A 16,592-nucleotide genomic window follows, 5' to 3' on the forward strand; every position below is an offset into this window, starting at 1 on the left:
GGCTATCGCCCTCCGGTTCCCGAAACCATCGTCCCGATGGACCGAAAGCCGGTCATGCACTAACACTACAACTGGACCACTCAGGTGGGGCTGATCAAGATGAAATTGAGTGGCCGCTTGACGCGCAAAATGTCGTGCACCTTGAAGAAGAGATTACCCTGATTTGTGTCTTTAAAGCCCAGCTGGTCTCCTGCTTTAGAGAACGGTTGGCAAGGAAAGCCTGCAGTAAGTACGTGGTGATCGGGCACATTGAGGGCTATGATTTCGTCGCTGCTCAACTCATTGAGGTCACCCCAAGCATCGACACCGAAATTGACCTTATAGAGGGCCTTCAGTTTAGGCTCCCTCTCTGCAGCGAACACACCACGCCCGTCCAACTCCTCGAGCGCGACGTGAAAGCCACCCAGCCCAGCGAAGAGGTCGACAAAATGAAATGCCTCTTCACTGGTTCCCATATTTTTGCCTCCTCCGTCTCTGCCTGATTGGGCGAGATTTCTCATGATTTGCTCAATTATTTACATAGCCCCACTTCATGTGGTATGTCCAACGGTCTGTTGATCACTACGCGGACTTTGCTGTGCCTCCCGGAATCTCTCTTCCACGAGGAACTAGAGTCTGGCCCAATCCGCCCTTTCTTCTGGTGCGGTGGAATACAAAATAACTCCGAAACTTGATCGCTTCGGCCTGGTCAGCAAGAAGCGAAGGTTCGATTTCTGTTCCTTCTCGCCGAACGCCACCTGCGTCGAAGTGCTCAGGTCTCGGCTCCAGAAAATGCTTCTTTTTCAACGCCCTATAAGAAATTCACCAAATGGCAGAAGTCATGAGGTTCAGAGAAAAGCTCGCCGAGAGAACGGATTTTGTGCCGATTGCTGGCACGTTGGTGTTCAGCCGGTTCTGCAAACCCCTTTGAAAACGCGGAAAAATCCGGCCGCAGCCGGATCGAGAGAACGCTTTCGCGGGGGCAAGTGGCGGAGGGAATGAGTCATCGAAAATCTCGGCTCGGAGTCCCGCAGTCATGCGCTGGCAGAACTGCACGAGATCGCTCGTCTCCAAGCGATTATTGATCGTTTTCTCTCGGTTGCGTCCATTCGGAACTTCCCAAAACCGGGGCGCTGATCCCCGCTCGAATTCCCCGCTGTCGCCAAACCAGACGCAATGCGCGGACTTGCGCAACTAACTGACTTGCCTCGCATTTTTTTCACGCCTTCGTTCGAACGCAACCAAACCGAGTTGCTCGAATGGAGGACGACATGAAACGGAACTGCATGACTCAAAAGGAACTCGCCGATCGCTGGACCATCTCGCATCGCACCCTGGAGCGGTGGCGGTGGGCTGGTGAAGGCCCGGCATACATGAAGCTCGGCGGACGCGTCGTGTACCGCGTCAGCGACGTCGAGGCGTTCGAACAAGAGGTCATTCACTCCACGGCTGACCAGCGGATCGCCGCGTCCTGACGCCATTCCCGACCTCTCGAATGCGCGTAACGCTCCAACGCTCTGATTTACGACGCATTTCGATTGCGCCACCTTCCCGGCTCGGCTAGCCTCAGATCAGGCCCAGTAAATGGGCGCGCATAGTTAACGTGCGCATCGCCCGAGCCGGGAGAGCGTGATGGAGAACGACAGGTCGGAACTTCGCTGGGGCGTCGAGCAGCGCCTCGAGTTCATAGAGTTCCGCCTGTTCTGGGAGGGGCATGTGAACCGCAGCGATTTGATGGACCAGTTCGGGGTCTCGGTGAACCAAGCGTCCACCGACCTGAACCGCTACATCGGCTTCGCCCCGGACAACATGGTCTACGACAAGAGCGCGCGGACCTATGTCCGCGGCTCAGGCTTCAAGCCGCACTTCCTCGAGCCCGACGCCAGCCGCTATCTCGCCCAGCTGCGCTCGGTCGCGGACGGGATCCTCGACCGCGAGGACTCCTGGATCGCCGATCTCCCGCCCTATGCGGCCGCCCCGACGCCGTTGCGCGGCGTCAATCCGGTGACGCTCCGCTCTGTGGTCGGCGCCATCCGTCGGTCAGAGGCGATCGAGGTGAAGTACCAGTCCCTGTCCAGCCCGGACCCGCGCTGGCGCTGGATCGAGCCCCACGCCACCGCCTTCGACGGCTTCCGCTGGCACACGCGGGCGTTCTGCCTGATCGACAACGCGTTCAAGGACTTCCTGCTCTCACGGATCCTCGACATCCGCGGATCGCGGGAGAGCGAAACGTCGGCCGACGAAGATCGCGACTGGCACTCCGAAGTCACTCTGGAAGTCGGCCCCCACCCCGACCTCGCCGACACGCAGGCGAAAGTCATCGCGCTCGACTACGGGATGCGGGCCGGCAAGGCGAAGATCAAAGTCCGGAAGGCGTTGCTGTACTACGCGCTCAGGCGTCTCGGGCTTGATACGGACCCAGCCGCCAGGAAGCCGCAGGATCAGCAGATCGTTCTTCTGAATGCAGCTGAACTGGGTGAAGGCACTGTCCCGACTGCGGGCGCGATGGCGCAGGAGGGTTGAGGATGATCGACAGGCTCGACCGCGTCGTCGAAGACATTTCGACAGTGCACAGCAAGTTGGTCCTGCTGATCGGGGAGCCAGGAGCCGGAAAGAGCAAGCTGCTCTGTCAGCTTGCAGAGCGAAGAGCGGCTCCTATCCTAAACGTTGGAGCGGCCCTCGGTCGCGAATTGCTTACGGTGCCGCGTGCGCGACGGCATCTTCACGTTGCCGAAATATTCAGACGCCTTGCGGATGATCTTTCGAGCCAAAGGATTCTGACAGTCGACAACATCGAGCTGCTCTTCGACCGGACGCTAAAGCTCAGTCCGCTCGACCTGCTCAGGCGACAAGCTCAGTCACGTCGGATCATCGCTGTGTGGCCTGGAGGAATGCGGGACAATCGCCTCACGTATGCCGAGACGGGACACCCAGAACATCAGGACTACGCCATCGACGGCCTGGTCCCATTCATTGTGCATTGAAAGGGGGACGAGGGATGTCGATGCGTTATGGCGATCTCATTCAGTTCGAGCCGATTGAATCGGTTATCCAGCTTCTGGACGCCAATCGCCCAGATGAGGCCAAGAAGCTGGTTTCGACCTACGTGATTTCTGACGATATGGCTGAGCGGATTGCCAAGCTCATGATCCCTCAGCTTTCGTTCGACGAGGGCGTGGACCACAAGGGCGTACTGGTCGTCGGCAACTACGGGACAGGTAAGTCGCACCTGATGTCCGTTCTTTCGCTGGTGGCGGAGGATGCAGACTACGTCCAGATGATCCATCACCCAAAGGTGGCTGAGGCCGCTAAAGCGATCGCGGGGAAGTTCAAAGTCCATCGGATCGAGATCTCAAGCCAGATGTCGTTGCGTGACATCATCACGCAGCAGCTGGAGGTCTTTCTCGAGAAGGAAGGCGTAATCTATTCCTTCCCGCCGGCCGACAAGGTGATCAACAACAAGGCCGCCTTCGAAGAGATGATGGCGGCGTTTGCCGAGGTGCACCCGAACCACGGCGTTCTGCTGGTGGTGGATGAGTTCCTCGAATACTTGCGTTCGCGCAAAGATCACGACCTTGTTCTCGATCTGTCGTTCCTGCGCGAGATTGGTGAGGTCACCAAGCACCTCCGCTTCCGCTTCGTCGCAGGCGTTCAAGAGGCCATCTTCGACAGCAGCCGCTTCCAGCATGTTGCGGATAGTCTTCGTCGAGTGAAGGATCGGTTCACGCAGGTGCTACTTGCTCGGCAAGACGTCAGCTTCGTCGTGGCCGAACGGCTCCTGAAGAAGACGTCGGATCAGCAAAACAAGATCCGCGCGTACCTCACGCCGTTCGCCAAGTTCTACGGATCCATGAACGAGCGCATGGACGAGTACGTTCGGCTGTTTCCGGTCCATCCTGACTACATCGGAACATTCGAGAGACTTGTCTTCACCGAGAAGCGCGGCGCCCTCGTCACACTCCGAGACCAGATTCAAGCTGTGCTCGAGCAGGAAGTTCCCGAGGATCGGCCAGGCCTTATTGGCTACGACAAGTTCTGGGATACGGTAACGTCAAACTCGGTTCTACGAGCTGATGCGAACATCGGACCCGTGCTCAAGGTATCGGAAGTCCTGTCAGAACGGGTGAAGAAGGCGTTCACGCGTCCTGCCTATAAGGCAATGGCCTTGAGGATCATTGATGGTCTCTCAGTCCATCGCTTGACCACAGGCGGTGACATCTACGTGCCCGTCGGCCCAACGGCTGAAGAACTTCGAGACACGTTGTGCTTGTTCCAGCCTGGCATTGAAGACATGGGAGGTGATCCGTCCGATGATCTGTTGACCGCCGTGCAGACCACGCTCCGGGAGACGCTGAAAACGGTCAACGGGCAGTTCATCTCGAAGGCGCCGGACACTGAGCAGTACTATCTCGATCTGAAAAAGGACGTCGATTACGACGCTCAGATCGAGAAGCGCGCCGAAGCGCTGTCAGAGGACTCGCTTGATCGTGCCTACTTCGGTGCGATCCGCCAGCTCATGGAGCGGACAGACGAGTCCAGCTATGTGACCGGTCACCAGATCTGGCAGTATCAGATCGAGTGGCAGGAGCGCCGGGTCGAGCGTATCGGTTACCTCTTTTTCGGCGCGCCGAATGATCGACCAACGGCTCAGCCAGAACGCGACTTCTACCTCTACTTCATTCAGCCGTTCGATCCGCCCCGCTTCCGTGATGACCACAAAGCGGATGAAGTCTTCTTCCGGCTGAAGGAGCCCGACGACAGCATAAGGCGCCTTCTCAGGTTCTATGCAGCTGCGCAGGAACTGGCGTCGACCGCGAGCGGAGGCGCGAAGTCGGTGTATCTCGACAAGGCTCGAGATGCCTTGCGCGACATGAGCAAATGGCTTCAGGAGAAACAGCTCGAAGCATTCGAGGTCACCTACCAAGGCAAGTCGAAGTCGCTGCGCGACTGGACGAAAGGCATCTCCCTTCGAGAGAAGGCGCGCTTGGGGCCAGACGAGCGCATCAACTTCCGGGATGTGGTTAACGTCATTGCTGGGGTCGCTCTGAATAGCCGCTTCGCCGATATGGCACCCGAGTATCCGACCTTCTCTGCGTTGATCACCGAGGCCAACAGAAAGCAGCTGGTCGGAAACGCGCTTCGTGCGCTGGCCGGAGGCACGAGAACGAAGGACGCGGTGGTCATCCTCGACGGCCTCGAAATGCTCGACGGGGATCGCATCGATCCGACCCAGTCTCGATATGTCCAGGATGTGCTCGCTCGCCTCAAGTCCAAGGGGCATGGGCAAGTACTGAACCGCGGCGAACTCCTGAGTGGCGATGCCGACGTCGAGTACTTTGCGCCGGTCAAATTTCGCATGGAACCCGACCTGCTGGTCACCGTGCTTGGCGGGCTCGTCTATTCGGGCGATATCGTGCTCGCGATCACAGGCGATAAGATCGACTCCAGTAAGATCACCCTGCTGGCCGAGCGCCCGCTCGACGAGCTGCGGCATTTCAAGCACGTCGAAGCGCCAAAAGAAATTAACGTCGCGGTCCTTCGGTCACTGTTCCAGCTCCTGGAACTTCCGCCTGGCCTCGCGCAGAAGGCGACGCAGGGATCCGATGAGCCCGTCATGGCGCTGCAGGAGGAAGTCAACAAGCTGACAAAGCGCGTCCTCGGCGCGACGACCGACATGGCAAACCGCCTCAGCTTCTGGGGTCAGCCCCTGCTCCGCGAGGAGGAGATCCGTGACTGGCGCACGAAGCTCGACGCGCTCAAGGCATTCTCCGAGAGCCTGGCGCCCTACAACACCGTCGGGAAGCTGAAGAACCTGCGCATCGGGTCCGACGACATCGCGGCGCAGAAGAAAAACCTCGAGGTGCTGAACTCGGCTGAGGGCCTGATGACCCTGATCGGCGAACTGGGCAGCACCGCGAGCTATCTCGGCCAAGCGGAGATGGTGCTGCCCGCCGACCATGCGTGGGTGAAGCAGGCGCAATGCACACGCAAGCAGGTGCTCGACAAGCTCGCCGCCGAACGCACGGACCGGAACGCGGCCGAGTACCGTCAGACGCTCAACCAGCTGAAGAAGGACTACGTGAAGGCCTACGTCGCGCTGCATAGCAAGGCGCGCCTCGGCGTCTCGGAGGACAAGACCAAGAACGCCATGCGGAAGGATCCGCGCCTGGTCGCGATGCGGGCGCTGGCCGGCATTTCGCTGATGCCGACCAGTCAGCTCACGAGCTTCGAAGAGAAACTCGACAAGCTGAAGAGCTGCGCCTCGCTCGTCGACTCCGAACTCTCGGCGTCAACGGTCTGCCCGCACTGCAACTTCCGCCCCGCGAACGAACAAGGCGACCTGCTCCCGGCGGCGAATGTCCTCAAGCAGCTTGACGACGAGCTCGACCGGCTGCTCGAAGGCTGGGTGCTGACGCTCGTCGACAACCTCGAGGATCCGATCATCCAGTCGAACTTCGAACTGCTGAAGGACACGTCGCGCAGGATCGTGACCGGCTTCGCCGAGACAAAGACCCTGCCCGAGATGGTGACGCCCGAGTTCATAGCTGCCGTTCAGGAAGCGCTGTCGGGACTGGAAAAAATCAGCGTAGCCCAAGATGACATCAGGAAGGCACTGCTCCAGGGCGGATCGCCGGCAACGCCCGAGGATCTGCGCAAGCGGTTCGAGGCGTTCCTGACAGACCGCTGCAAGGGCAAGGACACGACCAAGCTGCGCTTCGTGGTCGAGTGAAGTTTGGCTCAGTACAACGACGAGGAAACCCAATATGACAGTAAAAAATGCCAAACACTTGTGGTTCGAAGCTGGCGATATGTCTGGAGGTTCTCGGAACCAAGTGGAGTTCTCCGATGGTCTTGTGGAATTTTTTGATGACGATTCCAGAAGTTCTGGCCAGGTATTCGTTGCTTACGACAGCAAAACTAAAGCGTATTGCCCGCTCGCAAATCGAGGTAAGGACTATGGTCAATGGTCCAATATTTGGAGACTCGGATTAATTACGGAAGATAAGGGAGGTCAGTCCTACCCAGGAAAGATAATCCATCTTGAGAAAAAGATCATAGGAAAGCGTTTCGTATACGTGATTGAAGTTCTTGAACCTAATTCTGCTGAACACAAGTCACTTTTGGCAAACTCCAGCCAGACAGGAGTAACCGGAGGGGCGGAAGGAAGGACCTTCGGTTACTGGTAGGACCCCTACCGCAACCGATCGGTGCGACCTTCAATTGGGAGTAAATAATGACGGACCTCTTCGAAGAACACAAGACTAACGACGCCAGATCCGTCGAGTGCTTAGGCATTAAGTTCGACAGCAACGCAGATCGGCGCAATTACTTCATTGGCTTGTTACGCGAAAAGCTCAAAGATCCAGCCTTTCGAAGTCAACCAGGATTCCCTGTGGCATCGGACGACGCCATTCTGGAGATGTCCGATCCGCCCTATTACACCGCCTGTCCAAACCCCTGGCTGACGGACTTCGTTGATCTTAAAGGGCAACGTTACGACCCGAACTCCGAGTACTCGCGCGAGCCGATGGCGGTCGACGTGTCATTTGGAAAGTCGGACCCTCTCTACCAAGCTCACGCGTACCACACCAAAGTCCCACATTTGGCAATTGTGCCATCAATACTTCATTTTACTCGGCCCGGCGAACTAGTGCTCGACGGCTTTTCCGGGTCTGGCATGACTGGTATCGCAGCGCAGTGGTGTGGAGTCGCTCCCCCTTCGTTTCGTCACGAAATTGAAGAGGCTTGGAAGAAGGAGGGTAGAGCCAAACCTGAGTGGGGCTTTCGTCGAGCTATCCTTAATGATCTGTCTCCGGCTGCCACATACATATCTGCAAATCAAAATATTCCATTCAGGGTTTCTGATTTTCAAGTTGCTGCGCGAAAGCTTCTTGCGCAGCTAAAAGAAGAAATTGGGTGGATGTACGAAACACTCCATACTGATGGAAAGACAAGGGGTGAGATTGAGTACACTGTATGGGGTGAAATATTCAGCTGCCCCGAATGCGTTTCAGAAATTGATTTTATTCAAGAAGCCTTTGATGAAGATCAAAAGGTTAGGAGCGAGTTCCATTGCCCAAAATGCGGGGCCAACCTTAATAAGGACAGACTTGAGCGTGTTTTCGAGGCGAGGATCGATCCTGCAACTGGTCAGTCATGGGAAAGGATCAAGTTCCGACCCGCGCTCATCAGGTATTCCATTGGAAAGTCAAAATTCGACAAGAAACCAGACGCAGATGACCTGCGAAACCTCGACAAAATTTCGGAACTTCCGCTTCCATCAGGCATTCCGACCGATCGCTTTCCAATCGAAGATATGTACCATGGCTCTCGTATCGCGCCGAAGGGCTTTACGAACGTGCACCACTTTTTCTTGCCGCGTGCTCAACACGCTCTGGCAAGGATGTGGCAACTGGCCAGTGGTTATGCCGACGCCCGACTGCGCCACATTCTAATCTATTATGTCGAGCAGGCGATCTGGACATCTTCAATATTGAATCGCTTTCAGCCGCAAGGCTTCAAGCAAGTGAATAAATATCTTCCAGGGGTATATTATGTTCCCTCAAAGCATTGCGAGGTATCTCCCTGGTATGCGATTGGCTCTCGTGGGGATAGGATCGCGAGAATATTCTCGAAATTTCAGGCAAAAGCCGACCATGCAATTATTACGACGGGCAGCGCGGACAACTTGGGGATTCCAGATAACAGTATTGACTATATTTTTACGGACCCCCCATTTGGGGAAAATATCTTCTATGCAGATTTGAATTTCCTTGTTGAGTCCTGGCATCGCGTCAAGACTGCGTCGAGAGAAGAGGCAATCGTTGACAAGCACAAAGGGAAGAAGCTCCTCGAGTATCAGAGACTCATGCAGGGGTGTTTCTCTGAATATTTCCGGGCGCTTAAACCTGGGCGCTGGATGACGGTCGTGTTCTCCAATAGTAAGGCGGCTGTATGGAATGCCATTCAAGTCGCTCTACAGCAAGCGGGTTTTGTCGTTGCCGAGGTAAACGCTCTTGACAAGGTATTGGGCAGCTATCGGCAGGTCACGTCCACCACTGCTGTGAAGCAAGACTTGGTCATCTCAGCTTACAAACCTAACGGTGGCTTGGAGAAGCGCCTTTCGGAACGCGGGGCGGCGCCCGAGTCGGCATGGGACTTCGTCCAGACCCATCTGCGCCAGCTGCCTGTCACCAAGGCTAAGAGCGGCGTTCTTGAGATGGTCGTGGAGCGCGATCCGCGCCGTATCTACGACCGGATGGTCGCCTGGTTCGTACGCCACGACTTCCCCGTGCCGCTTTCGACCGAGGAGTTCCTCGACGGGCTGCGCAATCGCTACCCGGAGCGCGACGGTATGGTGTTCTTGCCCGAGCAGGTCGCGGAGTACGACCGCAAGCGAGCCCAGGCCGCGCAGGCGCCGCAAATGGAGCTGTTCGTCTCGGACGAACGCTCGGCCATCGACTGGCTAACGGACTTCCTACGCAAGCGCCCGTCGACCTATCAGGAGGTGCATCCGGAATTCACAACGCAGGTCGGCGCGGGATGGCGGAAGCACGAGGAGAAACCGGAACTCTCTGCGCTGCTTGCCGACAACTTCCTCCGCTACGATGGCAATGGGGACGTGCCCAGCCAGATCCACAGCTACCTGTCCACGAACTTCAGGGATCTGCGCGGGCTGGAGAAGGACGACGCGCGTCTGAAGGCAAAGGCGAAGGACCGCTGGTTCGTGCCTGATCCGAGCAAGGCGAAGGACCTGGAGCAGAAGCGCGAGCGAGCACTGCTGAAGGAATTCGAGAGCTACAAGTCCGCCCCCGGTCGGAAGCTCAAGGAGTTCCGGCTCGAAGTGCTGCGCGCAGGCTTCAAGACCGCGTGGGGCGCGAAGGACTACAAGACCATCATCGGCATCGCCCAGAAGATCCCCGAGGATGCGTTGCAAGAGGACGAGAAGCTGCTGCTCTGGTACGACCAGGCGCTCACCCGCATGGAGGCTGATGCGTGACGCATGCGGACGGCGGACATGGCATTGGCGCGTGGTGCTGGCATGAGAGGCATGCCGCACCCTGCCGTGTCGTTGACCGGGAGGAGATCTGGGGCGAGACCGCCTATCGGGTCTGGCTGCCCGGCAAGGACGCCGTCGTCCGCGCCCGAGCGCGTGATCTGAGCCCGCTCGACGCCGTCCAGCCGACGGTCGAGCACATCCTGCACACTGCCGCGGCGGCGAAGTTGCTGGACGCGCTGGAGGACAACCTCCTGCTGGCGCCGATCCAGTCGAGCGTCGTGCCGCTGCCCCACCAGCTCTACGCGCTCAACCGCGCCATGAGCCGGGACCGGATCCGTTATCTGCTCGCGGACGAGGTGGGACTTGGCAAGACGATCGAGGCCGGTCTCATTCTGCGCGAGCTCAAGCTGCGCGGCATGGCCAAGCGGATCCTCGTCGTGGCGCCGAAGGGGCTGGTCCGGCAATGGCAGGCCGAGATGCGTCTTCATTTCGGAGAGAACTTCCAGTTCATCGAGCCCACGGAACTCTCCGCCTTTCGCCAATGGCGCAGCGACGAGGAAAACCTCTGGCGGCTGCATGATCAGGTGATCTGCTCGCTTGACTCGGTGAAGCCGCTCGAAGGGCGTCGCGGTTGGAGCCTCGAGCAGCTAAGCACCTACAACCGCGAGCGTTTCGAGGACCTGATTTCGGCATCCTGGGATCTGGTCATCATCGACGAGGCGCACCGCATGGGTGGGAGCACGGACCAGGTCGCGCGCTACAAGCTGGGCGCCGCGCTGGCGGAGGCGGCGCCATACCTGCTTCTGCTGTCCGCGACACCCCACCAGGGCAAGACCGACCAGTTCCATCGGTTGATGCAGCTGCTCGACCGGGATTCCTTCCCCGACGAGAGCAGCGTGTCGAATGAGCGGGTTCGCCCCTTCGTCGTGCGGACGGAAAAACGCGTCTCCATCGACGCCGAATGCAAACCGCTGTTCAAGCCGCGCATGACCCGGCTGCATCCGGTGGCGTGGCAGGACCGCCATGCAAGCCAGCAAAAGCTATACGAAGCCGTCACCGACTATGTCCGCCACGGCTACAACCAGGCCATGGCCGCGAAGCAGCGCCACATCGGCTTCCTTATGATCCTGATGCAACGGCTTGTCACATCCAGCACGGCCGCCATCCGGACGACCCTCGAAAAACGCCAAACCTTGCTGGACCAGCCGCGACTTCAGCCATCCTTGTTCGAGACAGCCGACGTTGACGAGTGGGCTGAGCTGGACGGGCAGACCCAGGTGGATCTCGCCATCCAGACCAAGGGGTGGGAGATGGAAAAGGCCGAGGTCGAATCGCTGCTCGACCTGGCCCGCGCCACGGAGGCACAGGGGACGGACGCCAAGGCTGAGGCGCTCCTCGAGCTGATCTACAAGCTTCAGCAGGAAGAGAACGATCCTGAGCTGAAGGTGCTGATCTTCACCGAGTTCGTGCCTACGCAGGCAATGCTTGCGGATTTCCTCGAAAGCCGCGGCTTTTCGGTCGCCACATTGAACGGGAGCATGGATCTAGAAGCCCGAACCCGGGCGCAGCAATCGTTCTCTCGCGATATCCGCATTCTGATCTCGACGGACGCTGGTGGCGAGGGTTTGAACCTCCAATTCTGCCACGTCATCGTGAACTTCGACATGCCGTGGAACCCTATGCGGGTCGAACAGCGCATCGGCCGCGTCGACCGTATCGGGCAGCCGCACGTGGTGCGCGCAATCAACTTCGTCCTGGAGGACACGGTCGAGCATCGCGTGCGCGAGGTTCTGGAGACGAAGCTCGCGGTCATCGCCGAAGAGTTCGGCGTAGATAAGGCCGCCGACGTAATGGACTCGGTCGAAGCAGAGCCGCTGTTCGATGAGCTCTTTGTCCAGGGGCTCCAAAACCCGGACGCCATCGAAAGCGAATGCGACGCGGTTGTGTCGCAGCTTCGGTCGACCATCGCGGAAAGCCGCAAGAGCAGCGAGCTCTTGTCGGATGAGCACCAGCTTGTTGCGGACGATGCCCGCAAGTGGAGAGACCACCCGGCACAGTTCTGGCTGGAGCGGGCGATCACGACCGGACTACCCGCGCGCGGCGGAGACGCCGTCAAAGAAGCCAATTTTTGGCGGGTACGTTGGCTGGACGGCAGCGAGTCGGCCAAGGTTTGCTTCGACACGAGGACAGCCGAGGAGCGGCCCGATGTGGAATGGGTGACGCTTGAGGATCCCCGGGCTCGGGCAGTGATCAGCGATCTGCCGCGCTGCGTTTCGGGTCAACCGCTTCCTACCGTCCGGATTGCCGGCCTTCCGGAGAGTGTCCGGGGCGTATGGTCGCTGTGGGAGATCAGCCTGTCCGCCGATGATTTCAGCCGACGGCGCTTCTTGTCCGTCTTCGTGAACGACGAAGGGCGAACCTTCCTGCCGACAGCGAAGCGGATCTGGGATCTTCTTCTGACGGAACGGGTCGAGAGTGTCGCAGCCGTCGCCGCCGCAGATGCAAACGGCTGCTTTGACCGCTCAAAGAATGCCACTCTCACCCAAGGCGAACGCATCTTTGGGGACATGGTGGAGGAGCACAGGGCCCGTATCCAAGAAGAGCGCGAACGCGCCAAGTACGCCTACGATGCGCGGCATCAGGCCATTGGCCGGGTCGGGCTCCAGACAGTCCGGGACTACCGTCGCAAGCGTCTGCGTGCCGACCATGACGCCCGCATGGCGCAGCTGGATGCCGCGGAAGCATACACGCCCGATCTGAACGCCGTTCTCATATTGCGTGTCGGCGAACCGGGACCGGCTGCATCATGAGTGCCTGGACCGATCGCATCCTGCAGGAGTTTCCTGCCGATCTTTCCCGCTTCTGGATCGCCTGCGATCCGGATGATCTCCTGTTGGATGAGCGCATCTTGCACGGTCTTCGGGAACGAGGTTTCGAAGTACTGCCCTTCGAGGACCCTGTCGCCTTTAGAACAGAGTACGAAGAGCGCTACCGGGCGGCTTGGGATCGCGGCGAGGAAGGAACGTCGAAGGCGCTCGTCCTTCAACTGCGTGGGACTGATCTGAACACGCTGCCATGGGACTATGTCCGCATGGGACGCAAGGTCAGCCTGAGCCTGGCCGACCTGTTTCCGAGGTTGAGCTATGGCGTAATCCGGCAAGTGGACTCGGAGCACCACGAAGCCCTCTTTCTGGCGCACAACAAGCACACCACTCAGCCGCTCGGGGAAGGCGCGACCAAGGACTTCATCCTGACCCACATCTTCCGCATCAGCCCTTACCTGCTCGGTGGGTCGGAGGACTTCTGGCGAGAGGTTTTGCGGCTCCATTACCGCGGGGCTGGGCTGCCCGATCTGCTCGCAAAGCATGTTGCGGCGATCTTGAATGACACGCCCCTTGGAGATCTGCCCATCGCAGAGCTGCTGTCGTCCAAGAATTACATGGTGCGCGCCGTGCAGGATGCTTGGGGCCGTTTCCTTGCGCAGTATGGGATTCAGAGCGATCGCACTTCGAACGACGACAGCGCAGAAGCATTGCCAGAGGGTTCAGTACCGTTCGAACATCCTGATGTGAGGCTCATCACCGATACGATGTTCCTTGAAGGCACCCTTCAGCCAGTCGCTACATCAAGTTCCGCGGCTGACCTGCCCGACTGGGTCAGGGTCGGTGTTGTGGCTGATCGTCAATCCTTTGGAACCCTCGTATCTGAAGGTGCCAAGAAGATAGCCGCCGACCTGCCGACAGTAGAAGCGACGCACCGTGACTGGGTGGAAACAGCTCGCCGGCTGGGAGAGGTCATTTCCCGACTCAACGGTCTGAGCACTGCGCTCGCCGAGCCCATACAGCCCCAGGTGCGCGCTTTGCAGCGCGAGGCGGATGAGAGGCTGAAGGACTGGATAGTCCGACATTATGCGGATCTGTCGTCTCTTCCGGCTGCGAAAGGGCCGGTAATGGTCCATCACGTTCCCCGTTATCTCGCTCTGCGGCGAAGCGCCGGTGAGGATCGGGTGGCGCTTCTTGTATTCGATGGCCTTGCAATGGATCAGTGGGTTCAGATCCGAGAGCATCTCGCCGACAGCATTCCCAGCTTCTCCTCTGATGACGGCGGGTGCTTCGCTTGGCTGCCCACACTCACGTCTGTCTCACGCCAAGCTCTATTCTCCGGCCTCAAGCCCCGCGAGTTCGCCAACTCAATCGAGGTGACATCAAAAGAGCCTTCCCTCTGGGCGCGCTTCTGGCAAGATCACGGCCTTCGCCCATCGGAAATCTATTTCCAGAAAGGCTTGAAGAATACGGGTCAGCTGATCGAGCTTGAGGAAGTGATATCAAGACCGTCGACGAAGGTCGTCGGCCTGGTCGTAGACATGATCGATGAAATCGTCCACGGGGCCATGTTGGGAAAGCGTGGAATTGCCGGGCAGATCAAGGCATGGTGCGAAACTGGTTTCGTCGAAAAGCTTGTGCGGCTCTTCGCCGATCACGGGTATCAAATATACCTTACAGCGGACCACGGGAACGTTGACGCCGAAGGGATCGGACGCCTCAACCAAGGCGCAGTCTCCGAGGTCCGGGGCGAACGGGTACGAACCTATCGCAGCGAAAGCTTAGCAGCGTCTGTTCCTCCCGAGATTGACGCGTTTCGGTTCGATAGTGCTGGACTACCGCCCGACTTCCTCCCGGTATATGCCGACACGCGCGGTGCGTTCGTTCCGAAAGGAGATCAGATTGTTGCACACGGTGGGGCTTCCGTCGAAGAATTGATCGTTCCGTTCGTAAAAATTACAATCACGAGAACGGCAACATGAAATCTCTATCCCCTCAGATTGGCTTTGACCGCTTCATTCAACTTGAGTGGGCAAGGGTAGCGCTGCGCGTCAGAGCGGGCATGGCGAGTATTGAGGAGCTGACAGAGCTCCTCGACGCTTCTCACTCAGGGCCCGCCGCCAAGAAGAAGACCCGCACTGTGCTTAATCGCCTGTGGCTGGAACCGCTCCCGGAATTGGTCAGTTTCGCGGATCGGGGCGTTCGGATTTACCGGGATGCGCCTGAGTCTTCCGTTTCCGCTCTCACTTGGGGCATGGCACTGGCGTGCTATCCATTCTTTGGACAGGTTGCGGAAATTGTTGGCCGATTGACGGCACTGCAGGGCGAATGCACCTCGGCCGAAGTGCATAGACGTATGGCGGAGGTCTATGGGGAGCGAGAGGGAACGCGCCGCATGACCAATATGGTTTTGCAATCACAAGCAGATTGGGGCGCCATCGACAGACCGAATAAGGGGAAGCAGATTGTTCGAAAGTCGCCCATTGATCTCGAAGGATCACCAGTGGTTTCGTGGCTAGTTGAGGCCTGTCTCCGCCACGCAGGTCGAGCCCTATCCGTCGCGACCATTGAGGCCAACCCTCTGCTTTTTCCATTCCGGCTGGGAGGATCTCTTTCGTATATTTTGTCCGGATGCGAAACGCTAGACATTCGCGTTGACAGCGCAGGCAACCAAGTCATTACGATTTCAGGCTGAACTAAAGCCGCTCAGCCGATCTTGCAGCCCCAGAAGGACGTGTGATCGGCGGCGAAGTAGCCGTCCGCGACCCGGAAATATCCCTGCAGCTCCACGGTATCGCCCGCGGTGAGCGGCACCATGGTCTGCAGCCAGATTGCGGTGGCGAGCGAGACGTGGGTGGCGGAGATTTCGCCGAGGGAGCCGCGGATTTCCGTTGTGCCGTTCAGCACCAGCCGCCCGCGCATGCGGGCCGTGGCGCTGGCGTTGATCTTATAGAGCAGCGTCGCGCCGAAGAGGTAGGTGCCGTCCACGGGCGCCACGAAGTGATTGTTCGCGGCGTCGAAGGCTCCCTGATCGTTGTAGTCGGTGTTGTTCAGGCCGATCTTCGTCCATGTCCCGACCCCGACGTAATTGTCATAGTTGGTCCAGGCCTTGAAGCGGGGCAGCCGGGGCTGATCGACGATGCCGGTGGCGTTGTCGACGCTGAGCCCGTCAAAGAAGGTGCTGCCGTCGGCAGAGACTGCCAGTCGGAAGCGGTCGGAGCCGAAGAGCCCCACCAGCGCCTTGGTCACGAAGCCGGTCTGAAGCGTGAGGCCGAGATCGTCGCCGGCAGCCTCCTTGTTCATGGTGTAGAAGAGATCGCCCGTCCCGCCCTCGGCCATGGTCTTCGCCGTCCAGAGCGCGGCGTTCAGCTTGGCCGAGAACGGGTTAGACGCATCCGCCGTCGTGCCGAGCCCAAACAGCGCCATGTTCTGCAGCGCCGTGGGCGTGGTGCCGACCCAGCCGGACCCGTCGTATACCATGAGCAGGCCCTCGTCCTCGACCCACGCCCGCCAACCGGTGCGCGGCGGCAGGCGGAGCCAGGCGCCATCGGTCCACAGCGCCACGTTCAGGTCCCACCCCGCCCAGTCGCCCGTCGCGCCCGAGCCGACGATGTAACGGTCACCATCGGCAGGGCTGCCGGGCGGGGCCGTCAGGTCCCGGTCGAGGACGGAGAGCTGCACGAGCCCGTCGAGGATCCGCAGCGCCTCGTTGTGGGTGACGTGCTTCTGGGCCTGCGCCGCGAGGATGTAGGGCAGCAGGAGGTGGGTCGTGGCGTCGGACATGGGATGGC

11 protein-coding genes are annotated in these 16,592 nt (G+C 59.0%); 9 read left to right on the forward strand and 2 right to left on the reverse strand.

The window, feature by feature from the left end; all coding sequences use genetic code 11:
- Positions 1 to 80 precede the first annotated feature (80 nt).
- Positions 81 to 455 carry a DNA (cytosine-5-)-methyltransferase gene (gene dcm, locus IEV87_RS14230; RefSeq protein ID WP_188478467.1) on the reverse strand — a complete coding sequence of 125 codons (375 nt, stop codon included), beginning with the start codon at positions 453 to 455 and terminating at the stop codon, positions 81 to 83.
- A 795-nt stretch (positions 456 to 1,250) separates the two neighbouring features.
- Between dcm and IEV87_RS14235 the strand changes: the two genes are divergently transcribed.
- From IEV87_RS14235 to IEV87_RS14275, 9 genes are all read left to right on the forward strand, one after another.
- Complete coding sequence (locus tag IEV87_RS14235; protein WP_188478468.1) at positions 1,251 to 1,454, forward strand: helix-turn-helix transcriptional regulator; 204 nt, start codon at positions 1,251 to 1,253, stop codon at positions 1,452 to 1,454.
- A gap of 157 nt (positions 1,455 to 1,611) precedes the next feature.
- Positions 1,612 to 2,502, forward strand: a complete 891-nt coding sequence (locus IEV87_RS14240) for a WYL domain-containing protein (protein ID WP_188478469.1) — start codon at positions 1,612 to 1,614, stop codon at positions 2,500 to 2,502.
- A gap of 2 nt (positions 2,503 to 2,504) precedes the next feature.
- Positions 2,505 to 2,963 (forward strand): BREX-3 system P-loop-containing protein BrxF, encoded by a 459-nt coding sequence (gene brxF / locus IEV87_RS14245; RefSeq protein WP_188478470.1) that lies wholly within the window; start codon positions 2,505 to 2,507, stop codon positions 2,961 to 2,963.
- Between the two features lie 14 nt (positions 2,964 to 2,977).
- Entirely contained in the window at positions 2,978 to 6,709 is a 3,732-nt protein-coding gene (locus IEV87_RS14250; protein ID WP_229737642.1) for a DUF6079 family protein, read from the forward strand.
- Positions 6,710 to 6,743: 34 nt separating this feature from the next.
- Positions 6,744 to 7,166 (forward strand): hypothetical protein, encoded by a 423-nt coding sequence (locus tag IEV87_RS14255; protein ID WP_188478471.1) that lies wholly within the window; start codon positions 6,744 to 6,746, stop codon positions 7,164 to 7,166.
- 47 nt (positions 7,167 to 7,213) lie between these two features.
- Positions 7,214 to 9,979, forward strand: a complete 2,766-nt coding sequence (locus IEV87_RS14260; protein WP_188478472.1) for a DNA methylase — start codon at positions 7,214 to 7,216, stop codon at positions 9,977 to 9,979.
- Complete coding sequence (locus tag IEV87_RS14265; RefSeq protein ID WP_188478473.1) at positions 9,976 to 12,789, forward strand: DEAD/DEAH box helicase; 2,814 nt, start codon at positions 9,976 to 9,978, stop codon at positions 12,787 to 12,789. Before IEV87_RS14260 ends, IEV87_RS14265 begins: the two co-directional genes overlap by 4 nt.
- The gene (pglZ, locus tag IEV87_RS14270; RefSeq protein WP_188478474.1) at positions 12,786 to 14,783 is read left to right on the forward strand and encodes a BREX-3 system phosphatase PglZ; all 1,998 of its coding nucleotides are present in this window, start codon (positions 12,786 to 12,788) and stop codon (positions 14,781 to 14,783) included. Before IEV87_RS14265 ends, pglZ begins: the two co-directional genes overlap by 4 nt.
- Positions 14,780 to 15,496, forward strand: coding sequence for a hypothetical protein (locus IEV87_RS14275; protein ID WP_188478475.1), 717 nt, complete (start codon positions 14,780 to 14,782; stop codon positions 15,494 to 15,496). Before pglZ ends, IEV87_RS14275 begins: the two co-directional genes overlap by 4 nt.
- An 11-nt stretch (positions 15,497 to 15,507) precedes the next feature.
- On the opposite strand, the gene IEV87_RS14280 is transcribed toward IEV87_RS14275, so the two are convergent.
- Positions 15,508 to 16,584 (reverse strand): DUF2793 domain-containing protein, encoded by a 1,077-nt coding sequence (locus IEV87_RS14280; RefSeq protein WP_188478476.1) that lies wholly within the window; start codon positions 16,582 to 16,584, stop codon positions 15,508 to 15,510.
- Between the last annotated feature and the right edge of the window lie 8 nt (positions 16,585 to 16,592).

The sequence above is a fragment of the Primorskyibacter flagellatus genome, assembly GCF_014638275.1.
GTDB classification, from domain to species: Bacteria; Pseudomonadota; Alphaproteobacteria; order Rhodobacterales; family Rhodobacteraceae; genus Pseudooceanicola; species Pseudooceanicola flagellatus_A.

Coding starts and splice junctions, on each gene's coding strand:
- IEV87_RS14250 (WP_229737642.1), top strand. CDS start 2,978: ATGTCGATGCGTTATGGCGATCTCATTCAGTTCGAGCCGATTGAATCG.
- IEV87_RS14275 (WP_188478475.1), top strand. CDS start 14,780: ATGAAATCTCTATCCCCTCAGATTGGCTTTGACCGCTTCATTCAACTT.
- IEV87_RS14260 (WP_188478472.1), top strand. CDS start 7,214: ATGACGGACCTCTTCGAAGAACACAAGACTAACGACGCCAGATCCGTC.
- brxF (WP_188478470.1), top strand. CDS start 2,505: ATGATCGACAGGCTCGACCGCGTCGTCGAAGACATTTCGACAGTGCAC.
- IEV87_RS14255 (WP_188478471.1), top strand. CDS start 6,744: ATGACAGTAAAAAATGCCAAACACTTGTGGTTCGAAGCTGGCGATATG.
- IEV87_RS14240 (WP_188478469.1), top strand. CDS start 1,612: ATGGAGAACGACAGGTCGGAACTTCGCTGGGGCGTCGAGCAGCGCCTC.
- dcm (WP_188478467.1), bottom strand. CDS start 455: ATGGGAACCAGTGAAGAGGCATTTCATTTTGTCGACCTCTTCGCTGGG.
- IEV87_RS14280 (WP_188478476.1), bottom strand. CDS start 16,584: ATGTCCGACGCCACGACCCACCTCCTGCTGCCCTACATCCTCGCGGCG.
- pglZ (WP_188478474.1), top strand. CDS start 12,786: ATGAGTGCCTGGACCGATCGCATCCTGCAGGAGTTTCCTGCCGATCTT.
- IEV87_RS14235 (WP_188478468.1), top strand. CDS start 1,251: ATGAAACGGAACTGCATGACTCAAAAGGAACTCGCCGATCGCTGGACC.